This is a genomic window from uncultured Campylobacter sp. (assembly GCF_937997405.1).
Lineage (GTDB): Bacteria > Campylobacterota > Campylobacteria > Campylobacterales > Campylobacteraceae > Campylobacter_B.
The window spans coordinates 1-22,092 of sequence record NZ_CALKTL010000005.1; the positions used below are offsets into that span (position 1 = coordinate 1).

Genomic DNA, 22,092 nt, shown 5'->3' on the forward strand with positions numbered 1-22,092 from the left:
CAAAACGGCGCGGATAAAATTTCAAATTTGCATGCGGGCGCGCAGAGTGCTCACGCAAGCATGGACGAAGACGCAAACGCGAGCTTGCGGAACGAGCGCGCGAATTTCAAATCAGACGCGCAAAAAGACGCTAGCAGCGGTTTAAATTTAAGCGAAAATGTAAAAAACGCTCGCGAATGCGCAAACCAAAACGCGGATGAGCCCGTGCAGATCGGCAGGCCTACGGGGCAAAAGTGCGAGTTTTGCGGCTGCGAGATGCTCGATATGCTGCGTCTTAAGGCCGATGAGCCGCGGCTTGCGTTTCTGAATTTAAAGCACGACGCGATCTTTCGCTGCTGCCCGACCTGTATCGGTTCGGTCGTTTATTTTTGCAAGAGAGGCGCAGACGGCGAGCTGGAGCTAAGCTATAAAGGCGAAGGATTTACGGAGAGTTATTTTTCGCAAGAGGACATGGCGCGACTGTGCGATATGAAATTTAAGCTAGGCGGCGAGGTTTCGCCATTTTACGGCTGCTTTGGCGAGCTTGATACGACCGTGGGAGGCTATCCGCAGTGGGTGCAGGACGCCGAGTATCTAGTCTGCCCTAGCTGCGGCGGGACGATGAAGCATCTAGCGCAGATCCCGTTTGGCGAGATGATAGGGGGCGAGGGCGTCATATACATGCAGATCTGCGAGAAATGCGAGGTTTTGGGCGGTTGCTTTCAGTGCACGTGAGAGCGGGGTTTTTAAAATTTGAATCCCGAGCCTGCACAAAAATCGGCATCGTGCTCTTTAAATTTAATCAAGACGGAGCTTATGGGGCTATTTGGCCTTGGTAAAAAGAATAGGCGTAGTCAATTTATAAGCCATAAAATTTAGCCTCGCCGGCGTTTTGCGCCATAACTAAATTTGGCTAATGAAATTTTATCAAAGCAGCTCGCAATGCAACCAAATATAAATCTGGCGAGCTTAAATTTTAAAAGTTGCAAATTTTTAAACAAGCCTGCCGCGCTATATCGGTCGTATCTAGCAGCAAACAGATTTGTAAGCGGCGAAATTTAAACAATGTCCGCAACGGTATCGGCATATCTAGCGATAGTAAAATTTTCATCTCGCACGCAGCCAAATTTATCGCCATAGACCCGTCGCTAAATTTTACAAACGGCAAAAGCTAAATTTCAAGCGAGAAATTTGCGCCGCCTACCTGCTAAGCGCCTCCGCGACGTGATCCCAGCCGAGCGCTCTAGCATAATCGAGCGCGGTTTTGCCGTGGATATTTTTAGCGTTTTTATCCGCACCCTTAGCAAGCAAAAGCTCGATCCTCGTGCGGTTGCCCGCGATCGCCTCGTGGTGCAGCATCGTGTAGCCCTCATCGTCCGTGCGCGTGATCTCGTCCGGATACCCGCGCAAAAACTCCTCGAAATTTTTCTTCGTATTGACGCTCATCGGGTGCTCGGTTAAATTTTGCGGATGCTCCTGCTGTTCGTACGCCACTAGCACGACGCCCGGATCGCCGAAATTTAGCCCCCACGCCTCGTCGTGCTCGGCACGCTCGCTCTGGCTCATAGCTTTGCGCATCGCCTGCACGCTAAAGCCGCCGTAGGTCTTGCCCTCTATCGCAAACATCCAGTCGCTGATCTGCTCTAGCGGCACCGCGACTTGCTCGCCGTTTTTGATGTTGCTTAGCACGTTCGGGTCGTTTACGAGCACGCCGCAAACGCGCTCGCCGTCAAAATACACGTCGTTTACCCACATATGCTCGACCTCGGTGCTGCCGTTTAGCTCTTGCGAAAAGGCGACCTTGACGCGCAGGCAAAGCTAAGCGCGGGGACGATGCGGAGGCGCTCCCAGTACAGCTCGCGCCAGAAGTAGCGAAAGCTCTTTCGCGCCTGCTCGAATGCTTTTAGCATCGCCTCATCTTCGCCGTCCGCGTAAAACACGGGCTCGCTTTCTTTTGCGTCTTTTGCCGCGGCGTTTTCATCCTGTGCGCCTTTGCTATTGCTATCTTTCGAGCTCGCGTCATCGCCGCCGAATAGTTTTTTAAACAGTCCCATTTGCTCCCCTTAAATTTAGTTGAGATTCGTATTGTATTTTAAATTTACTTTCATTTGCCTGATTAAAATAGCGGGCAAAATTTCACCGCGCGAGCCGTATAGCGGAGCGCAGAAGAGCAGGGGCGGTCTTACGGCTTGCGTTCCGCGCCCGCGCAAAAATTAGCTATAATTACGTTTAAATTTAATTAAAGGAGAGATTATGGGGCTATTCGGTTTGGGCAAAAAGGCTGAAAAAGCGCAAATCCCAAGCACTTTTGCCGGCAGAGTGGATAAATTTTGGGTGGAATTTAGCGGCGTGATAGATGAGATCAAGGCCGATCTGGCGGCGGAAGAGTTTGAAAAGGCGATGCAAAAGACTGACGAGAAGCTTCGCATCTGCCTTGCCGAGCCCTATTTTATGACGGGGCTTGCGGGCGATAAGCTTGATTTGGTGCTAACTCCCGAGGGTATGAGACACCGATTATTTTGGCTAAGCTTTATCAAAAACGCTATGCCCAAGCAGCTCGAGTCCAAAATGCTCTGCACGCTCGGAAAGCCGCGTGCGCCGCGAGGTATCGGCGGGATCGAGATGTATGGTACCCGCGTAAACGCCGAGGAGTCGATGATCTACGCGCAGTTTAACGAAAGCGACGTGGATATTAAAATTTACAACGCAAACCTAGCGGCTCTACTCGCGCAGGACGAGGGCAAGGCCTATAACCTTAGCTTTATCCTGCTCGACAATATGATTGGCGAAACGGCGATCATAAATACGCTAGGCGAGCTTGAGGTACTGGCCGAGCCCGAAGAAAACGGCGTGCCGCTAAGCGAATTTGCCGATCTGGTCGATGAGAAATTCGGCGAAAAAGCCGCGCGCGAACCGCTAAAAAATTTTTTTAGCTACGAGATGCAGCCGCGCGGTAGCGAGGTGCGCGAGGACGTGGTCGTGGGCACAACCTGCCTGCGAAATCTCATAGGCGAGTACTTAGGCGGCAAGCGCGACATCTATAACGAAGCCTTCGAGCTCGGCATCAAATTTTGCTTTCTTAGCGTAGGTAACGGCGGCGACATGCAGGCGGGCTTTGATCTGCGAAACAAGATCGAGGACGAGGAGCTGGAGAGCTGCGGCTCGTTTCTGGAGATAATCGGCGGTGCAACCGGGCAGAAGCACACATACATTGATCTCATCTGCTATGACGAGGAGAAGCTGAAAGAAAAGGTGCAGCAGCTTTGCAAAAAATATGGCGCTAGTATCGAAATTCATGACTTTAAGCGGTAGCGACTTTGGTTTTTACCGCTACCAAAATTTCCGACTTAGACGGTAATGGACTCTGTTTTTTGCGGCAGATAAATTTGAAATTTTGCGCCATCGCGGAAAATAAATTTTAAAATTCTACGCCGCCGCGTAAAATAAATTTAAAATTTGCCGCGCCGCACGCTTTTCGTTCGGTTTTACCATTTTGCCGGCACGCGGTAAAATTGAGCGAGCCGTGGGCTTACGATATAAATTTTGGCGATTTAGCAGTAAATTTTAGTAAAATTTGCGAGGTTTGCAGCGCAAATTTGCAGCGATAAAATTTTGCGTTGGCTTCGGCGCAAAGTGCACCGATTAAGAAACTTAGGGAAGATAAAATTTTAAGGGACGAACATGAAAATTATCTCGAAATTTAAAGATAATTACGATTTTATGGTGTCAAAAATACGGGCTTGACGAGACTTTGGTCTATGACCGCAGAAACTCAGTGCGGACGAGCTATGGAGGCTTGACGAGGGCGATAAAAAGGTCTTTGAAAGGAAGCTTAGCGGGTACCGCTTTATCGGCGGCAAATTTATAAACTGGAGCAAAACTGACGTAAATAAACTGCCGCGCCTGCTTCACTCCATGATTTTCATCGGCAAAAATTTAGTCCATATTTTCGCCTCTCAGGGTAAAGCTTACACAAGTCTAGAGTTTGACGAGACGGAGCTAAGAAGGCAGTATTGGGAGGACAGAACTTTGAGCTTTAGCGATGGATTTCGCGCCCATATCGTCTCATGGCTCAGCAAGGTCGGCGAGCAGGCTACGCGCGAGGAAATTTTGTAGCCCGTGGCGCTAGAGGGCGACTGCAAAACGATGCTAAAAAATATTGTTCGCGACGATAAAATTATAAGCAAAGATGAAATTTTAAACGCACCCATCGTATTTTTTAAGTTCACACAGGACATTCACACCGTAGCGATAAATCCACAGCTTAACGCGATGAGGTTTTATCTGGACGCCGATTTCGTCTGGCAAAGCTTAGTCGAGTTTTTATCCGCTAAAAAGGACGCCTCCGCTCCGACGGGCACAATACCAAATGATATAAAAATTGCCAGCAAGGGCTTTGACGTAAAGCACTCGTTTCGCCCAAAAATGAAATAACTCGGTTCGCGTAGAAATAATCCGTGCAATCGTCGCTAGAATTTATCCCTCTTTACTTCGCTGTTTTGACGCGCCTCATAAATCGAGCTAAATTTTATAAATTTTTATAAGTTTAGACGAGCAAGCGCACGAAAGCTTAGGCGCAAAATAAAACACGGATAAAATTCCGCAAAAGCTCTTTCGCAAAATTTTAAAAGAATTAAAATATTTCCTTGAGGAATTTTAGAATTCCGCATAAGGCAAATTTACAAAAATCTCGTAAAAAATATGGAATTTCGTGAAAATTCCGCAAAATTTTAAAATTTTACCGCAGCGGCGTCCATCGCGCGCATTAGATTTAGCATTTGAGCGTGTTCAAAAACATCGTGCGTGCGGATGATCGCGGCGCCGTTTAAAGCCGCGATCTGGTGCAGATACAGCGAGCCTGCGAGCCTATCCTCGACCGCGGAGGGGCTGTAAAAATCGATAACGCTCTTTCTGCTCGCGCCCACGAGCAGCGGGCAGCCGAAGTGCAAAAAATGCTGCAAATTTTTAATCAGTACCAAATTTTGCTCGGCGGTCTTGCCAAAGCCGATGCCCACGTCAAGGATGATCTTTTTAAGCCCCGCGCTTCGAAGCTGTTGCAAATTCTGCGCAAAAAACTCATCGATCTCGCCCATCAGATCGTCGTATTTGGGCGCAAGCTGCATATTTTGCGGCTTTCCTTGCATATGCATCAGCACGTAAGCGGCGTCGTAGCGAAGCGCAAGCGGGGCGAGAGCGAGGTTTGCGCTGATGTCGTTGATGATGCTAAAGCCCCGATCTAGCGCGAATTCCAAACAATACTCATCGAAGCTATCGAGGCTAAATTTAGCCTTTTCATGCAGACGCAGACGGTAAATTTCGCTCACGACATCCTTTATGCGCGCAAATTCCTCATTCCTGCCGCAGTACTGGCTGCCCGGGCGCGAGCTCACGCCGCCGATGTCGATGATAGCGGCGCCCTGCTCGATCATCTTTTCGATCTTATTGGTCGCCTCTTTTAAGCTTGCCGCACGGCTTGCGGGGTTGAAGCTATCGGAGTTGATATTGACGACGCCCATTATTTCGCAGCTTTGCGGCTTAGCAAATTTCTTGCCTAGAAATTTCGCGAGCTCTTTTAGCCCGAAATCCTGCAGTGCTTCCTTCTGCGCCAAAGCTTCGATCTGGCGGTCGTTTGCGATCAAAACCGCGTCCGTATCATCGCGCCCCAGGATCACCCCTTCGTTGCACGCAAGCTCGGCGCCGATACTAAGGGCATCCTGCTTTAAAATATTTGCCGCGGGCGCTCGCAGATCTTTTAGATAGAAAAAGTTTAGGCGCGATTTTTTCTGCATTATCGCTCGTCCAGCATTTCGCACGCCGATACGCTCGCAAATCAGCGCAAAATCGGCTTCGTTTGAAATTTTATAAATTTTCATCTTTTCTCCTCGATCATCAACAGTAACGGAGTAAGCACGGCGTGAGCTTTGGCGTTGTGCTCGGCAAGGTAGCTTAAGCGATCTATTCGCTGCAGCTCATCGCCGCTTAGCCTAACGCCTGCTTCGAAGCACTCTAGCGCGATCTCGCCGATGAGCGCTTTTAGCGCTGTTTTATCCAGCTCGCCCTTGCGCTCCAGCGCAATCTGTGCGTCGATAAACTCCACCGCTTCCTTTAGGCTAAGTCTGGCTAAGCTTAGCCCGGTGCGGTATCTGGGCTTTCGCACGCAGAGATTTTGCACCACGAGGCGCGAGCGGATGGTAGGCAACAGGGCGTTGATGAAGGGGGTGATCAGGAAAAATACCGTATTTTTAGGCGGCTCCTCTAAAATTTTAAGCAGGGCGTTTTGCGCCTCCTCGCCGAATTTCGTAGCGGCGATGACGATGATCTTATCCTCGCGCTCGGCGACGTAGGCTTCGTCTATGATCTTTCGCGCCTCATCGATCTTAAGCTCGACGCTTTCGAAAAAGCGCAAATTTTTACGCGGAATTTCGGCTAAAATTTTATCTTTAAAGCCCTCATAATCGCCCGTTAAAACGATCTGATTTATGATTTTCAAAGCACCACTTCGTCAAAAAGCACGGCGTCGATACTTTTATCTAAAATTTTAAAAAGCTGGATAAGTTTGAGATCCAGGCTCGGATCGCTCTCGCTCATGTAGAAGCTGTTTTGCAGCCTCTCGTCGATGAGCCACAGATAGCTGTCCTCGTGGCTTTTGGCGATTTTGGCTAGCGGATGGTTGCCGTTGCCGATGTAAAAATATATAAAGCCGTTGGCAAACGCGAGGCTTAGCATATCGTTTAGCAGCAGCGCGTCCTCTAGGCTATTTACGCCGCCGCGGTAGAGCGATCGCAGCGAAAAAAACGGCAGCAACGGACGAGAGTTGGTCGAGGAGTTGATCTTTTTGATGATGTATTCGCTAAACCAGCTCCGCTCATCGTCGCAGATGACGATGAAAGCAAAGCCGTCGTGGAGAAATTTGAGCTTTGAAGCCAAAAGCGGCGTCCAATCCTCCTTGCGATCCTCGAGCCACTCAAGTCCGGGCTCGGAGCGCATCGCCGTGACGCTCCAAGTGTGCAGATCCTGCATTATTTATCCAAATCGTAGGCTTTATGCAGCGCGCGCACGGCAAGCTCGCCGTATTTGGCCTCTACGATCATCGAAATTTTAATCTCGCTCGTGGAGATCATCTGGATATTTATCCCTTCGTCCGCAAGCGTCTTAAACGCCTTGCTAGCTATGCCGCTGTGGCTTTTCATACCAACGCCGACTAAAGAAACCTTTACGATATCGGCGTCCGATTCGATGATGGAATTCGGATTTGGATTTACCTCTTTCATTACCCTATAGGCCGTTTCCAGCTCGTTTTGCGGCACGGTAAAGCCTAAATTCGTCTCGCCGTTTCGTCCGATATTTTGCACGATCATATCGACGTTGATCTCCTTGCTTGCAAGCGCGGAGAAAATTTCAGCCGCGACGCCGGGGCGATCCTCTACATTTCTAATCGTAATTCTTGCTTGATTTTTATCCAGTGCAATGCCGCTAATTACCGCATCTTCCATCTTTTCTTCTCCTGTTATGAGTGTTCCTTCATGATCGTTAAAACTGCTTCGCGTCACCAAATTTACGTTTAATTTCTTCGCAAGCTCAACGCTTCGGTTTTGCAAAACCTTCGCCCCCAAGCTCGCAAGCTCAAGCATCTCGTCGTAGCTGATGCGATCAAGCTTCTTGGCTTTGGGCTCGATGCGCGGATCGGTCGTATATACGCCGTCTACGTCGGTGTAAATTTCGCACAGATCGGCATTCAGCGCTCCTGCGACGGCGACTGCGCTAAGATCGCTTCCGCCTCGCCCGAGCGTAGTTACTTCGCCTGCGGTGCTGATACCTTGAAAGCCCGCGACGACGACGATTTTTCCCTGCTTTAGCGCCTCTTGCATGCTTTTTGGATCGATAGAGACGATGCGAGCTTTGGTGTGAAAATTATCCGTCACGATGCCCGCACCTCGCCCGCTAAATGCGATCGCAGCATAGCCCTTGGCGTTTAGCGCGATAGCTAAAAGTGCACTCGTAACGCGCTCGCCCGAGCTTAGCAGCACATCCATCTCTCTGCCTATGGGAGTTTTAGTAAAAAATTCCGCCTGCTCGATGAGCTGATTGGTAACGCCGCTCATCGCAGAGACGATTACCGCGACATCGTGTCCTTCGTTTTTAGTCTTTATCACGCGCTGCGTGACCGCCTCGATCCGCTCTAGCGTACCGACGCTCGTACCGCCGTATTTTTGAACGATCAGCATTAAATGTAACCCTCCTCCTTAAAATATTTTAAAACCGTCGCGTAAATCGGCTTTTTGAAGTGATTTACGTGTCTTAAAACCTCATTTGCGCCTACGAATTTAAATGCGTCGAACTCTGGAAGTTTAGTATTAATGTTTATATCGGCTAAGCTTCGCAATCTCACCAAAAAATATCTTTGAATTTGCCCGTCGTATGGGCGCATCTTTTGAGCTACCCCATCGGGAAAGTCGTAGCTGAGCCACTTCGGGCACTCAGCGATGATATCGACTTTGCTTGTTCCGATCTCCTCACCGAGCTCTCTGCGGATCGCCATCTTAGGCGTCTCACCATCGTCGATACCGCCTTGAGGAAACTGCCAAGCGCCTTTGATGTCGCTTCGTTGCGCAATCAAAATTTCGCAGTTAAACGGATACGATGGCGAAAGCACGATTGCAGCGACATTCGGTCTGTAATTTTTCTCTTTTTCCATCTCGTTTTCTCACAAAAAATTTCTCAAAATTCTACCTAAAAATATTAAAATTTGCGTTAAGAGGCTTAAAATTTATATAAATTTTCAAATTAATTCGCTAAATTTTGCGACGTAAATTTAGCCCATAGGACCGCCCTTGCACATCTACATCCATGTACCGTTTTGCACCTCCAAATGCCCGTATTGCGCTTTTGGCTCCTTCAGCGATAAGTTTAGCCTCGTAAAAAGCTACTTTCGCGCGCTAGAGCTTGAAGTGCGCGATTTTTTGGCGAGAAATCCGCACGCGCAAATTTCGACGCTTTTTATCGGCGGAGGCACGCCAAGCGCCGTAGATGCGGGGCTTTATGATGAAATTTTTGCGCTGCTTGCGCCGCATTTCGCCGCTAAAGCCGAAATCAGCTCGGAAGCCAACCCGAACTCCGCTAGCCCCGCTTGGCTTAGCGCGATGCAGGGGCTCGGCGTAAATCGCATCAGCTTCGGCGCGCAGAGCTTTAACGACGCCAAGCTAAAATTCCTTGGTCGCGCGCACAGTGCGGCGCAGATTTTTCTGGCGGTGCAAAATGCCAAAGCAGCGGGCTTTGACAATATAAATTTAGATCTAATCTACGCGAGCAAATTTGACGATAAAAGGAATTTAAAATTTGAAATGGATGAGCTTGCGCGCTGCGAAGTGCCGCATCTAAGCGCCTATGCGCTAAGCCTTGAGGAAAACACGCCGTTTTTTGGGCGCGAAAGCTTTAAAAAGGAAAGCGCGGCTCTAGCTAAATTTCTCTTTGCTTTGGCAGCTGATAGCGGCTTTAGCCAGTATGAAATTTCAAATTTTGCCGCGCGCGGACTGCGCTGTAAGCACAATCTGGCTTACTGGCGCGGCGAGGATTACGCGGGATTCGGGGCATTTGCGGTCGGAACTAGCGGGCAGGTGCGCCTTAGCTCGCCTACAAATTTACAAAGCTATATCGCGGACCCGCTGCAAAAACAGCGCGAAGCTCTAAGCGCGCAGGATAAAAAGCTTGAGCGCATATTTCTCGGGCTGCGCTGCGTTTTGGGTGTGGAAGCGCAAATTTTAGACGCCTCGGAGCTAAGCAACGCGCAGCTGCTAGTACGCGAAAAAAAGCTGAAATTTGCCGAGGGCAAATTTTATAATCCCAACTTCTTGCTTGCCGACGAGATTGCGCTTTTTATCACGCAAGAAAGCCGCCGCGGGCGCTAAATTTAAGATTAATGAAATTTTAGTTACAATACGCCACTTTTTACGTTAGGAAATTTTATGTTTGGTATCAGTATGCCTGAAATTACGGTCATTTTAATCATCGCGATAATCGTGCTGGGGCCCGAAAAGCTTCCAAAAGTGCTGGTCGAGCTCGCAAAATACTTCAAAGTCATCAAAAAAACCATCAACGACGCAAAATCGAGCTTCGATCAGGAGCTTCGCATCGCCGAGCTCAAAGAGGATGCCAAAAAATATAAAGAGAGCATCACGCAAGCAAGCGAGGGTGTGCGCAAAAAGCTCACATTTGAGGAGCTCGACGAGATAAAAGGCGGTATCGACTCGGTCAAAGAGACGCTAAATGCGGGGCTAAAAGACGCGGAAAGCTCGCTTAAAGAAACGCTTAGCTCGGACGCCGCCAAAGACGCGTTAAACTCCGCGAAAGTCTCGGCACAAAAACAGAATGAGACGGCAAATTTAAAAGCAAGTTCAAGCGAAGAAAACTCTGTGCAAAGCTCTTCTAACAACGCAAACTCTATGCAAGGCTCCGCCGACATCGCAACAAATTCCGGCGTTGAAAGCAAAAGCGCTAATTCTGGTGCTGGAAACAAAGGCGAAAATTTTATGCCGAACACGGACGGCGGTGCAGAAAATAGCGCACAAAATACGAATGCAAGCGGTGAAGCGAAAAGCGCCGCGCAAAATATGAATGCAAATTTAAACGGCGATGCGCAAAATTCTATGCAAAATTCCGCGCAAAATAACGATACGCAAAAATCATAATGAGAGAGAAATGAGAGAGAAATTTAATGTTTGAAGAGCTAAAACCCCATCTAGCCGAGCTTCGTAAGCGCCTAGTTATCTGCGTGCTGTCCGTCATCGTCCTTTTCATCGCGTGCTTCGGCTTTTGGGAAGATATTTTAGGCTTTATGACCCGCCCGCTAGTGCGCGTGCTTCCTAAGGGCAGTGAGATCATCTTTACCCAGCTTGGCGAAACGTTTTTTACTGCGATGAAGGTATCGTTTTTCACCTCGCTGCTTCTAGCGATGCCGATAATTTTCTGGCAGGTGTGGCTTTTCGTAGCGCCTGGGCTTTACGACAACGAGAAAAAATACGTCATCCCTTTCGTTAGCGGCGCGAGCGTTATGTTCTTTTTAGGCGCGGCGTTTTGCTATTTTTTCGTAATCCCCGTCGCATTTAATTTCTTGGTAAATTTTGGCGCCAAGCAATTTACTGCGATGCCTACGATCGGCGAATATGTAGGCTTTTTCGCTAAGCTCGTCGTCGCATTCGGCATCAGCTTCGAGCTTCCGGTGGTGACCTTTTTTCTCGCCAAGATCGGGCTTGTAACTAATAAAAGCTTGAGCGATTTTTTTCGCTACGCAATCGTCATTATTTTCATCTTTGCAGCGGTGATGACGCCGCCGGACGTGCTTAGTCAGTTTATGCTCGCAACTCCGCTAATTGCGCTTTATCTACTCTCAATCTTCATCGCCAAAATGATAAATCCATATAAGCCCGAGGATGACGAAGGCAAAAATTCCACGGACGTAGCGCAGGCGTGAGATGGCGGATCTAAATTTAGTCGGTAGCTACGATTACGAGCTTCCCAGCGAGCTCATCGCAAGCGCGCCCGTGATGCCCAAACAAAGCGCGCGCCTGCTAATCTACGACCGCACCAAAGAGCAGATCACCCACGCGCACTTCGGCGATCTAGCGGACGCCCTGCCGCCTTGCGATATTATTTTTAACGACACGCGAGTAATTAAGGCGCGCCTATTCGGTCACAAAAATAGCGGCGGCAAGATTGAGCTTCTGCTAAACTCGCCGCTTGAGGGCAATAAATTTAGTGCCTATATTCGCGGCAGCGTCAAAGTGGGCAGCGAATTAAAATTTCAAAGTGACCTTGAAGCGCGCGTTTGCGAGCTGATGGAAGGTGGGCTTCGCATCGTGCAGTTTGAGCGCGGCGGCAAGGCTTTAAACACCCATGATGTTTTTGAAATTTGCGAACGTATCGGTCATGTGCCGCTGCCACCGTATATCAAGCGCACCGATACCAAGCAGGACGAGAGCTGGTATCAAAGCATCTTCGCGCGCGAGCAAGGCGCCGTCGCCGCACCCACCGCGAGCTTGCATTTTAACGATGCGATGCTAAACGATCTGCGCAAAAACCACGAAATTTATTTTATCACGCTACACGTAGGCGCGGGCACCTTCAAGCCCGTGGAAGTAGCGGATCTGCGCGATCATAAGATGCACGGCGAGCTCTACTCCATCCCGCCGCAGACCGCGCAAATCCTAAAAAGCGAGCGAAAAATTTTAGGCGTGGGTACGACGGTGACGAGAACGATCGAAAATTTTGCGCGCAACGGGCAAAGCAGCGGGATCTGCGAGCTGTTTTTGCACCCGGGCAATCCGCCGATAAGACAGAATTTTTTGCTTACAAATTTTCACCTACCCAAATCCACGCTGATAATGCTCGTGGCGAGCTTCATCGGCCTTGAGCGCACGCTTGAGCTCTACCGCATCGCAGTGGAGCAAAGATACCGCTTCTACTCCTATGGCGATGGGATGCTTGTGCTATGAAAGCCGTGGTTTTAGGCGCGCTAGCAATATTGGCTGCGACGGCAGGCTTTGTGGCAAGAAAGCTCTTTTCTAAAAAGCCCGCCGTAAGCGGCAAAATTTTCTCCGCTGCGCCTAAAGCCAAAGAAAGCGATTCCGTCGTTCCCAGACGCGAGGATATCGCGCAGATCGATATTTTAAAAATTTTAAAATTCCAAAGCGAAATTTTATTTGAGGAGTGCACGAAATACGATAGCACGCTCTATCTTAGCTTCCCACCGCAGCTGCCGCGTATCTACGGCGGCGAGGTGCTAAATCTCACTAGCGCGGTCTTTGACGCGTGCGAGTTTTTCCTGCAAAATATCGCTGAACCAATCCGCGTAAGCGTGGAATTTAGCAGTAAGGAACTTAGAGCAAATATGAGCTCTATCAAGCTCGACGTGCGAGTAGGTATCGATCGCGAGCTAAAGGATCCGCGTACCTATGCGCTTAAAAGTGCACTAGAAAGCGCTGCTAGCACGGACGATGAGCATCTTACTTCGGCGCAGACCCATTTGCGTGCACTCGGTTCGCATCCGAGTATTGGAGCTGACGGGCGCGGAACCTTTATCAAAATGGATGCAGTACTTAGCTGCTTCGCGCAGCAGAGCTTTGGCGCAAAAAGATACGACTACAACGTCATCATCACGCATAAAAACCGCGCGATCTTTGAGGAGCTGCGAGATTTTTTAAGTGGGCTTGGCTGCGACGTGATGCCAAACTCCAACTGGGAGAGCGCAAAGAGGCATCTAAACGACTTCATCTACGTAGCCGACGTCGTCATCCTCGACGCTGAGATCCTGCGCGCAAATATAAGCGAAATAAACTACCTCAACGCGCTGGAAAAAGACGGGGTGTTTTTCATATTTCTGCTCAAAAACAAACACTCGCTCAAGGTGCTGGAGGGGCTAAATTTCAAATTTTTTAAGCTCGAGATGCCATATTTCTACGACGAATTTTACGCCACGCTTGATCTTATCGAAAAGATCAAAAACGATGAGAATTTCTTAGGGCTGTAGCGAACAGGCAGCGATAAATTTAAAACCTAAAAGATTGAAGTGCTATATTTTGACTTAGATTGGATCAAGGGCAATATAAAAGATAGCGAATATGCCTTAAGGCAGCAGCGGTACGAGGCGTATTTGGCAGGGCTGCATAAAAATATGCATACGCTAGAAAGAATTTTTGCGGGCATAAACTTCAACGATGCGCTATTGCTACCCAAAAAGCAAATCAATGAAAAGTTGCATTTGAAATTTTACATCGGAGATTTGCAAAATGGATATTATGAACTAAAATGCGTTATGAGCTCGGATCAAAGATGCGATGCGGCGCCCGGCGAAATAATAACGAGCGAGATATTTTACGAAAATGGTAATTACCGCTTCTCTTTCATCCTTACCTGCCTGAAGGAATACGCCGTTAATTTTTTCAGGATAGATAGCCTTAAATTTAACGCGATTTCGCAGAAAAAATACCACTTTGAGCATAAGAAATTTAAACTTTTATAGAAAACCGCGCGCCTCAGTCGTCGCGCATAAAATTTTATCCGCAAAGATCGCGCCCTTAAATTTATCCCGCTTGCAAGCCGCAAACAGCGTAAATTCCGTCGCACCTTGCAGCTAAATTTATTAAATTTACATAGTCTACGCGAAGCAGATTTATTTCGTCCGCTTACCTCAAAAATGCTCAAGCTCTATTTCTAAAATTTACGCCCCAAGCGGACTTAAGAAATTTTACAAGCGGCGCAATATGTTTTGAGGCGCTCAATAAGACGTATATAAAGCGAGTGAATTTAAGAATTTAGTGCGGATGGTTTGGCTTGCGATTTAAATTTATCTTTTGCCCTCTTTTTTAGCCTTGACCGCCTCGTAAAGTTCGTCGATCGAGGTTGCGGACGAGCCCGAATATTTCTGTGACGCTTGCATAGTTTTTTTGCCCCATTTACCGTCGATCGTCACGCCGTAGCCGCTAAACATCAAACGTCGCTGGATATAATAGACTTTATCTTGCTGCGTCATACTTTGTTGCTTCTGCACTTCGCGCTCAGCATCTTTTGCATGCTCACTTTTATAAACAGCATCGGCCGCTAAATACCCCAGAGCTAAACTTACTGCAAGAGACGCAATTATCATAAATCTATTGTTCGTATTGCATATAATAATTACATATAATAACCAGGTCGCGATACAAAATACTATATATCCTGCGGCAAAAGCAATAGTGGCATTAAAAGCGCTGAAAATAACCATAGCAGCAGCGATTAAAATCGCTACCGCAAGCCCTTCAAGTGAAGTAGCTGCCGCAATAATGAGACCTAATAAAAAGTCCATAAGCAACCTTTAAAAATTTAAATAGCGAGACTCTCCGATTATAAATTCAATCGGAAAGTTTTAGAATTTAACCGCCGATTGGGCGATGAAAAATATGCAAGACTATTCGACATGTTCCATAGTCCTATGAAATTCCGGGCTATGTTCTCTTGCTAGCGCAAAAGAATATAAAACCAAAATCGTACCGATAGAGATAAGAAAAACATCTTGAATTAAAAAACCGAATCTTATAAGGACACGTATTCCAAAAACAAGACATACCACGCCTATTAAAAATTTCAAGAACCATGCTCTACTATAAGAGATCTCCGCCTGACATCCGCTACATACGACCGCACCGTATTTGATGTCGTCTTTGCCGCAAAAAGGACATTCCAAATATTCCTCTTGTTCATTCTCTGCCATAATTTCTCCTTTGAAAAAATATGGATGAAATTATATATATATATAAGAACAGGCTTAAAAATTTTAAAAATTGGATTTAAAAAGTAGGAATTTTAGCGGCTTTGTACCGCTAAAATTTAAAGATTTTCGAATGGATTTACGACCACGTCTTTGCGATCTACAATGTAAGGTATAAGGGCTGCTTGGCGCGCGCGCTTGATAGCCTTTTCTACCATCTCTTGGTATTTTTTGCTAGTGCCGGTTAAGCGACGCGGCATAATCTTAAAGCGCTCGCTTAAGCAGTGCTTTAGCAGCGCCGTGTCCTTATAATCGATAAATTCGATCTTTGCCTCTGTAAATTTGCAATACTTCCTAGTATATTTTCTCTTATCTGCCATGATTTTTCCTTAATTAAAATGGGATCGTGTCGTTGCCGTCATCGTATTTATCGGCATCGACGTCGACTTCCGGAATCGTGCTTTCGTAACTCTGCTCTTTTTGTTTAGGCGCATTGTAATCGTTTTTTGCGCCTCTAGAATTTGAGTTTTGTCTGTTAGCATAGCCATTTCCGCCGCCGTAATTACTACCGCCGCCATAGTTAGAATTTCCGCCGCCATAGCCGCCGGAGCTTCCGCCATAATTGCCGCTCTCGTAATTGCCGCCTTGATTATAGCCGCCGCTTCCACCTTGATTGCTTCCTAGCATCTCCATAGTATCTACGCTGATGGAGTGCTTACTTCGGTTCTGTCCGTTTTGATCCTGCCACTGATCTAGCTTTAAGCGGCCTTCGATCAAAATTTTACTGCCTTTTCGCAAGTATTGGTTTGCGATCTCGGCCGTACGACCGAAAAAATCTATGTCTATAAAGCACGTTTCTTCGCGTTTCTCGCCGTTTGAGCTATTATATCTGCGTGTGACGGCGATGCCGGTTTTGCCTACGGCGGTACCCGTTTGCAGATATCTAAGCTCGATATCTCGGGTCAAATTACCTACCAAAACTACTTTATTGAACATATTTTATCCTTTATTCGCCCTCTTTGGCTGCTTCTTCAGGCTCTTTTGGCTCTACCGGCGCTTTTGGCTCGCGCTCTTTTTTTGCAGGGCTTAGCTTGATACCTTTGCTTAGTTTATCCCAAGCGGAAATTTCACGCTTAGTCTCATATTTGACGGTCAAAAATCTAATGATATCTTCGGTGATGCGCAGATTTCTAACAAGTTCGGAGATCAGGCTCGGTTCGGCCTTAAAATAGATTACGAAATAAACTCCACGCTCATATTTGTCGATCTTATAGGCTAGCTTTCTAGCGCCCATTTCGATTACGGAAGCGATCTCTCCGCCGTTTTTGGTTATGATTTCTTTGACGAAATCGACTTTTGTTTTAACTTCATCGTCGGTAAGCGTGGGCTTAACGATGAATAAAACCTCGTAGTTTCTCATAAATTCTCCTTATGGATTTTAGCTCGCAAACAGTGTCTGCGGGCAAGGATTTTGCAAAAAATGCGAAGAGATATTACTAAAATTTCACTTAATATTTGCTTTTTGCCCGAGCGAACTTAGCAGCATGCGCTGCAACCTCAAAAACGACGCAAGCAAAAGCTCATCCTTCGCCGCATTCTTTTCGCTTTTGAGTTCAAATTCCAAATCGTTTAAGTGGGCAAAAATTTTATAAAACGTCCGCGTTGAAAAACCGGTGGCATAGCGCTGCATCTGTGCGGCCACGGAAGGTGGCGGCTGATAGCCTAAAACCGCCTTAAAATCAAATCTGCCGTTTATTTTCACGTAAGCATGCAGGCGAAAAATTCTATAAATTAGGCGGTAGAAATAATTTATCAGCTCCATCTCGTTGTATCCGCCACCCAGAGCCATTTTGTAAAAATCTACGCGAAAGTCGCAAAGGCCGAAAATTTTATCAAAAAGCTCGTCGTAGCTCACCTCGCTGAGCCCATAAACCATTAAATTTACGTTTTGCAGGCTAAGCTCAAGCCCTAAACTTGCAAATTTTTCTATCTCGCTCGCACTTAGGCTCAGGCTTTCGTTGTGGATGGCATATATCCTGCTAAGTGCGGCGGTGTTTGCAAAAAGCCCGCACATCTCGCATTTTTGCGCAAGCAGCGCTATGGCTTCGTTTACGCCCGAGGGTTTGAAAAATCTGACCTCGTTTCGTTCGAATTCCTTGATAAAATCCGCGTTCACCGAAATTTCGCTATCGTTTAGCTCGTAGATCAGATGGTTATTCGTGTCCGCCTTACATAGCGCGATGAGCCTTCGCAACTCCTCTTTTTTGATGAGCGAGGCGGTTTTGATGTGAAGCGTGTTGCTACCGCCGAAAAGCGAGGGCTCCAAGAAGCTCCGCGCCTGCTCAAAATCATACTCCAAAAAATACAAACTCAAAAAATTTTCCGAGGCGTAAATTTGCTTCAGGCGCTGCGCGTAAAGCTCATTTGAAAAATCGTCTCCGCCGCGCAAAAGCACGAAATTCGGCACCCTTCCGCTTGCGATAAGCCCGTCAAATTCTTTCCTATACATCAGATCTTCTTTACCACCCTGCCTAAAATCACTCCGCTAGCGATGTTTGCGTCCGTAAGCTCGACTAGCACGGGAGTTAAAATGTCGCCGGCGAAATTTGAAACCAAAATTTTAGCCCCCTTTAGCTTGTCGTCTAGCTTTGCGGTGACGGAATTTCCGTTTTCGTCGATATAGCAGCGGAATTTTTTGCCCAAATTTTCCGCGGCCCAGCGCGCAAATTTTCGGTCCATAAAATCAAATGCAACCTTATCCGCTTCGCGCTCGAGCTCGTTTAGCCGCGCGCACGTAGCGTCGATGTTTAAAAGCAGGTAATTATAAAATTTCTCATCCCCCCTCATCTGCGCCTTTAGCAATCGGTGCAAAATGAGATCGGAATAGCGCCTAATCGGGCTTGTAAAGTGCGTATAGTTATCAAATCCGAGCCCAAAGTGCCCGCGCGATTCGGATCCGTACTCGGCGCGCTTTTGAGCCTTGATGATGAGCTTATCGACCTCCTCGCGGATCCCCATGGCATCGGCTTGCGCTTGGATTTCGCCGATCATTTTGGCAAGGTTGCTCTGATACGGCGCGTCGATGCCAAACAGCGCCAGATCATCAAGCAGCGCGTAAATTTTTTTAAGCTCCGCCGAGCCGTGATTTCTAAAAACGCCCCGCTCGATGCGCGCCGCAGCGGCTTTGTTGGCTAGCAGCATACAATCCTCGATGAGTTTGTGCGACGGAGTGTCGGTCTCAAAGCGAGTGGAGTTTATAAAACCGCGCTCATCAAGCGTGATGCGAAGCTCCTTGGTGCGAAAATCAAATCCGCGCTTTAGCCTCGCGCGGCGCAGGCGCTCGCAAATTTCATTAAGCGGCAAGAGCCAGCTTAAAATTTCAGGCTCGCACGCCTTGCGGGTGCGTAAAATTTCATCGACCTCGTCGTAATTAAAGCGGCGTTTTGATCTTATGATCGCTTCGAAAAGCTCCTCTTTTTGCGGGTTTAAATTTTCATCTAAAGCGATCTTAAAAACAAAGGCTAGCCTCGGCAGATTTGGCATTAGCGAGCAGATATTTTCGCTAAGCTCGCGCGGTAGCATCGGTACGGATCGGTGCGGGAAGTAGATCGAAAAGCCGCGAAATTTCGCCTCCTTATCGATCGGCGAGTATTCGCTTACGTATTCGCTCACATCGGCGATCGCGACGTAAAGCGTGCGCTCTTTTACGTCAAAATAGATCGCGTCATCGAAGTCCTTGGCATCGATAGGATCGATAGTGCAAAAGGGCAGATGCTGCAAATCTACGCGCTGCGGATACAGCGCCTCGTCCACTTCGCTGCCGAAGCTCGCGGCTTGTTGCTTGCACGCCTCGTTAAATTCGTCGTTTTTATCGTAGATCGCTAAAGAAATTTTCTCATCGACGAAGAGATCGGATAAGCTTCCGATCACCTCGGTAATTTCGTTCGTTAGATTATCGATCTTTAAAAGGGTGTTTGCGGGCAGCTGCTTTAGCGATTTTTGCGTGGCTTTGAGCGGATTTGCGAGGCCGGTTTTGACATTCACGCCTAAAATTTCGCGCCCGAAGCTTTTGGTATAAACCACGCTCGTTAAAAATGCGGGCTTGACGCACATCAGCACCTTTGCGTGCAGGCGGGACTTTCTTGAGCTTAAAATTTTTGCTAGGATCAGATCGCCCAGATGCACGCCGCTTAAATATCTGTTTTCGATGATGAGATCTGCCTTGAAACGATCGTCGAAGCTTTGCAGATAGCCTGTACCGTCGCGCGCGATGTCGAGCCTACCGAAAACATAGCCGTCGTTTAGGTAGAGCTTGCCCTTGTGCGCGCTGATGGCGCCGATATTTAAGAGGTTGCGCACGAGCTCCTTTTGCTCGCCGCTAAGATCCTTTTCAAATACACCCGAGTTAAAGGCGCGCAGGAACTCTTTCATATCGAAATTTCGCCTTTCGCCTCTAAAAACGCCTCCTGTTCTAAGCCGAACTCGACTAGTAAATTTAAAGCGTTATCGATGCTAAGCTCGTCGAAGTGATGGTAGATATTGACCGCGGTTTTGGCGATCTTTAGCATCGCGTAGCGGGATTTGTTCTCAAAAGGCGCGTCGTCGGGGGCGTTTGAATACAGCGCGTCCTGCGCGATCTGCTCTAGCCCGAAATGCGCAAATAGCGCATGCGAGACGCTCTCGCGGTTCGTACCGCAAAATTTCATCTCCACGTCGGTAAAATCCTGCGGAAAGATCGAGCCCTTGATGGCGTGGTAAAATTCCTCCGCCTTACCCGCAGCACACACCTGCTCGTCGATAAAAACCCGCCCGAACTCCACTAAAATCACGCTTGAGAGGATACTTTGCTCGATCTGCGGGTAGGATTTGATCCACGAAAACATAAGCAGATTTCGCAGCAGCGAGACCTGCGTGAGCTTTTCGCGATCGATGCGATACGCCTGCAAATCCGGCTTTAACATCGCGTCAAATACCGCGAATAGAAAAAACGCCCGCATCTGCTCGCGCCCGTAAAGCTCAAACGCTCGCTGTAATTTTAGCGTCTTTAGTGTCGCGGCGCCCTGCTCTCGCCCCTGCTCCTGCGCTCTCCCCCATTCTTGCTCCTGTTTTTGCTGCTGCGCTTGCCCCTGCTCCTGCTCTCGTTCTTGCTGCTGCGTTTGTACGGCTTGCGTAGAGATGCCCGAACCTAGCGCGCAATCAGCTCTCGCGGCGGCGTGCTGATTTTGCCGCTGCGTATCGCTTGCTGCTTGCGAAGGGTTAAATTTAAAATTCTCGTCGCTGTAGTTTGCGCCATTTGAGCGATTAAATTTAAGACTATCGCCCCGATCTGCTAAGTCTGCGCTTTCTTGCTCGCTCGAGGTACACTCGTTTCGCCGCCACTCGTCTGCGGCGTCTTGCAAGCCGTGCCTCATAAGCTCCGCGCCCTGAAAATCACGCCGCTCATCCGCGGCATCGAAATTTTGCCTCGCAAACTCCTCTGCGCTAAATTTAGACAAACCACAAAAGGCCAAATCTAAAATTTTATCCGCAAGAGGGGCGTTTTTTGAAATTTGCAAAGCGAGCCTGGCGTCCGAAACATCCGCGTCAAACGATGCTAAAATTTTTAAAATTTCATCGCTAAAACCCGCGAGTGCGCCTATTTTTTGGGTTATAAATTTATTCATTTTAAAAAGCCGTTCAATATAAATTTCGCACAATCATATCAAATTTTAACTCAAATTGCAAAGCAAAACGCCGCCGTTGCGCTAGAATTTCGCTTCGACTCGCGAGACTTTTAAGCGCTTTTTTTGTGTTTGAAAATCGCAGATCAAACCGCCCGTTTATCGTGACGGCAAAACTAAAATTTCATCCGCTGTTTTATAAAATTTTAATCCCCTTTCGTATAGAATGCATCGAAATTCCGTTTATAAAGAGCTTGATTTGGATAAATTTGAAGTCAGCACTGTGCCAAGAAAAGAAGGGGCTAGAGACTACGACAAAGAACCACTAGTTTTGCGGGATTATTCTGGCTTTGCTTTGATTTTACATTATTTGTTTATTTTGATATTTTGGATTACTGCTTCTGGGTTTTGCATTAGTTACTTAGACGATCTTGAAAGTGGTATTTTAGATTTTGATGACACAAAACGAACGATAATAAAATTTGGCTTTGCAATAGTTGTATTTTTGATATTTGATTGTTTTAATATTATAAATTTAAAGAAAAAATATACCTATTTTTATAATTCAAAAGTTGCATATTATGATCAAAATTTTAAAGAAACTAGCAGTGAAGATATAATATTTAACAACGACACAACTTTTAAGGCAATCTGGTTTTTAGATATGATATTTTCAAGTATTTTTGGTTAGTTTTTTCATAATTGGCTTTATTGAAGGAACTTTTGGTATATCTTTAATAGGTGTATTACTTTTAATATTTATATTATTGTTTGCGGAATTTTTAGAAATTATAGTTTTTTTGGTAATTTATAGATATGAAAATAAAAGTTTTAAAAATTTTTGGAAAATATTTCCAAAATTTCAAATAAATCTTGAATACGCAGAAGAGATACATTGGTCTGATTATAGGCGAAATAACGAAAGACTTTATTCTATACATATATTTTCTTTCAATGAAGAAAATTACAATAAGGTAAGGGATTATATTTTTACGGTCTTTAATATAGATATAAATAAAAATTTAAGTAAATAACAATTTTTTTGATAAAGGATAAAAAAATGAGAAAGTTTGAGGCGCTAAAAACATATGCAGAGCTGCCATGGGCGGGGTATAGGGGATTGAACAATTAACAAGCTGTGGTATAAAAAGACTGCTATGTTCTTTGGGTTTAACTGAGGGCTAATTCAGATCAAACAGATCCAAATATCAAATT

Annotated in this window: 25 protein-coding genes and 2 pseudogenes; 12 read left to right on the plus strand and 15 right to left on the minus strand. The window is 46.9% G+C overall.

Annotated features, from left to right (window positions below; all coding sequences use genetic code 11):
• Window positions 1–714: pseudogene (locus tag Q0372_RS00185) on the plus strand (cytochrome C); the annotation flags it as partial.
• A gap of 248 nt (window positions 715–962) precedes the next feature.
• On the plus strand, window positions 963–1,154 hold the full coding sequence (locus Q0372_RS00190) for a hypothetical protein (RefSeq protein ID WP_298101250.1): 192 nt from the start codon (window positions 963–965) through the stop codon (window positions 1,152–1,154).
• Between the two features lie 25 nt (window positions 1,155–1,179).
• Here the strand turns inward: Q0372_RS00190 and Q0372_RS00195 are convergent, their stop codons facing one another.
• A complete protein-coding gene (locus tag Q0372_RS00195; protein WP_298101253.1) occupies window positions 1,180–1,734 on the minus strand; it encodes a DUF2314 domain-containing protein in 555 nt (184 codons plus the stop codon).
• A 23-nt stretch (window positions 1,735–1,757) separates the two neighbouring features.
• On the minus strand, window positions 1,758–2,033 hold the full coding sequence (locus Q0372_RS00200) for a DUF2314 domain-containing protein (protein ID WP_298101255.1): 276 nt from the start codon (window positions 2,031–2,033) through the stop codon (window positions 1,758–1,760).
• Between the two features lie 199 nt (window positions 2,034–2,232).
• Between Q0372_RS00200 and Q0372_RS00205 the strand changes: the two genes are divergently transcribed.
• From Q0372_RS00205 to Q0372_RS00215, 3 genes are all read left to right on the plus strand, one after another.
• Complete coding sequence (locus tag Q0372_RS00205) at window positions 2,233–3,291, plus strand: hypothetical protein (protein WP_298101257.1); 1,059 nt, start codon at window positions 2,233–2,235, stop codon at window positions 3,289–3,291.
• Window positions 3,292–3,894: 603 nt separating this feature from the next.
• Complete coding sequence (locus tag Q0372_RS00210) at window positions 3,895–4,095, plus strand: hypothetical protein (RefSeq protein WP_298101259.1); 201 nt, start codon at window positions 3,895–3,897, stop codon at window positions 4,093–4,095.
• A gap of 3 nt (window positions 4,096–4,098) precedes the next feature.
• Window positions 4,099–4,413: a hypothetical protein gene (locus Q0372_RS00215; RefSeq protein ID WP_298101261.1), complete on the plus strand. Its 315-nt coding sequence runs from the start codon at window positions 4,099–4,101 to the stop codon at window positions 4,411–4,413.
• 296 nt (window positions 4,414–4,709) lie between these two features.
• Here the strand turns inward: Q0372_RS00215 and folP are convergent, their stop codons facing one another.
• From folP to Q0372_RS00240, 5 genes are read right to left on the minus strand one after another with little or no spacing between them, the layout of a single operon-like run.
• Window positions 4,710–5,852, minus strand: a complete 1,143-nt coding sequence (gene folP, locus Q0372_RS00220) for a dihydropteroate synthase (RefSeq protein WP_298101263.1) — start codon at window positions 5,850–5,852, stop codon at window positions 4,710–4,712.
• Entirely contained in the window at window positions 5,849–6,469 is a 621-nt protein-coding gene (locus Q0372_RS00225) for a DNA polymerase III subunit delta' (RefSeq protein WP_298101265.1), read from the minus strand. The genes folP and Q0372_RS00225 overlap by 4 nt, the downstream gene beginning before the upstream one ends.
• Window positions 6,466–6,999 carry a HobA family DNA replication regulator gene (locus tag Q0372_RS00230; RefSeq protein ID WP_005873254.1) on the minus strand — a complete coding sequence of 178 codons (534 nt, stop codon included), beginning with the start codon at window positions 6,997–6,999 and terminating at the stop codon, window positions 6,466–6,468. The genes Q0372_RS00225 and Q0372_RS00230 overlap by 4 nt, the downstream gene beginning before the upstream one ends.
• Window positions 6,999–8,204, minus strand: coding sequence for an aspartate kinase (locus Q0372_RS00235; protein ID WP_298101267.1), 1,206 nt, complete (start codon window positions 8,202–8,204; stop codon window positions 6,999–7,001). Before Q0372_RS00235 ends, Q0372_RS00230 begins: the two co-directional genes overlap by 1 nt.
• Window positions 8,204–8,674 (minus strand): RNA pyrophosphohydrolase, encoded by a 471-nt coding sequence (locus tag Q0372_RS00240; RefSeq protein ID WP_005873256.1) that lies wholly within the window; start codon window positions 8,672–8,674, stop codon window positions 8,204–8,206. The genes Q0372_RS00235 and Q0372_RS00240 overlap by 1 nt, the downstream gene beginning before the upstream one ends.
• A gap of 136 nt (window positions 8,675–8,810) precedes the next feature.
• Here Q0372_RS00240 and hemW point away from each other — a divergent pair, with 136 nt between their 5' ends.
• The 6 genes and pseudogenes from hemW (at window position 8,811) to Q0372_RS00270 (ending at window position 13,993) form a co-directional block, all read left to right on the plus strand.
• Window positions 8,811–9,884, plus strand: coding sequence for a radical SAM family heme chaperone HemW (hemW, locus tag Q0372_RS00245; RefSeq protein WP_298101270.1), 1,074 nt, complete (start codon window positions 8,811–8,813; stop codon window positions 9,882–9,884).
• Between the two features lie 57 nt (window positions 9,885–9,941).
• A pseudogene (gene tatB / locus Q0372_RS00250) lies at window positions 9,942–10,211 on the plus strand (Sec-independent protein translocase protein TatB); the annotation flags it as partial.
• 479 nt (window positions 10,212–10,690) lie between these two features.
• Entirely contained in the window at window positions 10,691–11,446 is a 756-nt protein-coding gene (gene tatC / locus Q0372_RS00255) for a twin-arginine translocase subunit TatC (protein ID WP_298101272.1), read from the plus strand.
• A 1-nt stretch (window position 11,447) separates the two neighbouring features.
• Entirely contained in the window at window positions 11,448–12,467 is a 1,020-nt protein-coding gene (gene queA, locus Q0372_RS00260) for a tRNA preQ1(34) S-adenosylmethionine ribosyltransferase-isomerase QueA (RefSeq protein ID WP_298101273.1), read from the plus strand.
• Window positions 12,464–13,501 carry a hypothetical protein gene (locus Q0372_RS00265; protein WP_298101274.1) on the plus strand — a complete coding sequence of 346 codons (1,038 nt, stop codon included), beginning with the start codon at window positions 12,464–12,466 and terminating at the stop codon, window positions 13,499–13,501. The genes queA and Q0372_RS00265 overlap by 4 nt, the downstream gene beginning before the upstream one ends.
• 39 nt (window positions 13,502–13,540) lie before the next feature.
• On the plus strand, window positions 13,541–13,993 hold the full coding sequence (locus tag Q0372_RS00270) for a hypothetical protein (protein WP_298101275.1): 453 nt from the start codon (window positions 13,541–13,543) through the stop codon (window positions 13,991–13,993).
• Window positions 13,994–14,317: 324 nt separating this feature from the next.
• Here the strand turns inward: Q0372_RS00270 and Q0372_RS00275 are convergent, their stop codons facing one another.
• From Q0372_RS00275 to Q0372_RS00310, 8 genes are all read right to left on the minus strand, one after another.
• Window positions 14,318–14,815: a hypothetical protein gene (locus Q0372_RS00275; protein WP_298101276.1), complete on the minus strand. Its 498-nt coding sequence runs from the start codon at window positions 14,813–14,815 to the stop codon at window positions 14,318–14,320.
• Window positions 14,816–14,917: 102 nt separating this feature from the next.
• Entirely contained in the window at window positions 14,918–15,220 is a 303-nt protein-coding gene (locus tag Q0372_RS00280) for a hypothetical protein (RefSeq protein ID WP_298101279.1), read from the minus strand.
• A 116-nt stretch (window positions 15,221–15,336) separates the two neighbouring features.
• On the minus strand, window positions 15,337–15,597 hold the full coding sequence (gene rpsR, locus Q0372_RS00285) for a 30S ribosomal protein S18 (protein ID WP_295151385.1): 261 nt from the start codon (window positions 15,595–15,597) through the stop codon (window positions 15,337–15,339).
• A 13-nt stretch (window positions 15,598–15,610) separates the two neighbouring features.
• Window positions 15,611–16,213 (minus strand): single-stranded DNA-binding protein, encoded by a 603-nt coding sequence (locus Q0372_RS00290; RefSeq protein ID WP_298101281.1) that lies wholly within the window; start codon window positions 16,211–16,213, stop codon window positions 15,611–15,613.
• Between the two features lie 10 nt (window positions 16,214–16,223).
• Entirely contained in the window at window positions 16,224–16,637 is a 414-nt protein-coding gene (gene rpsF, locus Q0372_RS00295; protein ID WP_005873267.1) for a 30S ribosomal protein S6, read from the minus strand.
• A gap of 84 nt (window positions 16,638–16,721) precedes the next feature.
• Complete coding sequence (locus tag Q0372_RS00300; protein WP_298101283.1) at window positions 16,722–17,726, minus strand: DNA polymerase III subunit delta; 1,005 nt, start codon at window positions 17,724–17,726, stop codon at window positions 16,722–16,724.
• Window positions 17,726–19,648: a ribonuclease R family protein gene (locus tag Q0372_RS00305; RefSeq protein WP_298101285.1), complete on the minus strand. Its 1,923-nt coding sequence runs from the start codon at window positions 19,646–19,648 to the stop codon at window positions 17,726–17,728. Before Q0372_RS00305 ends, Q0372_RS00300 begins: the two co-directional genes overlap by 1 nt.
• On the minus strand, window positions 19,645–20,880 hold the full coding sequence (locus Q0372_RS00310; RefSeq protein ID WP_298101288.1) for a hypothetical protein: 1,236 nt from the start codon (window positions 20,878–20,880) through the stop codon (window positions 19,645–19,647). Before Q0372_RS00310 ends, Q0372_RS00305 begins: the two co-directional genes overlap by 4 nt.
• A gap of 256 nt (window positions 20,881–21,136) precedes the next feature.
• Here Q0372_RS00310 and Q0372_RS00315 point away from each other — a divergent pair, with 256 nt between their 5' ends.
• Window positions 21,137–21,568, plus strand: a complete 432-nt coding sequence (locus Q0372_RS00315) for a hypothetical protein (RefSeq protein ID WP_298101290.1) — start codon at window positions 21,137–21,139, stop codon at window positions 21,566–21,568.
• The last annotated feature ends 524 nt before the right edge of the window (window positions 21,569–22,092 follow it).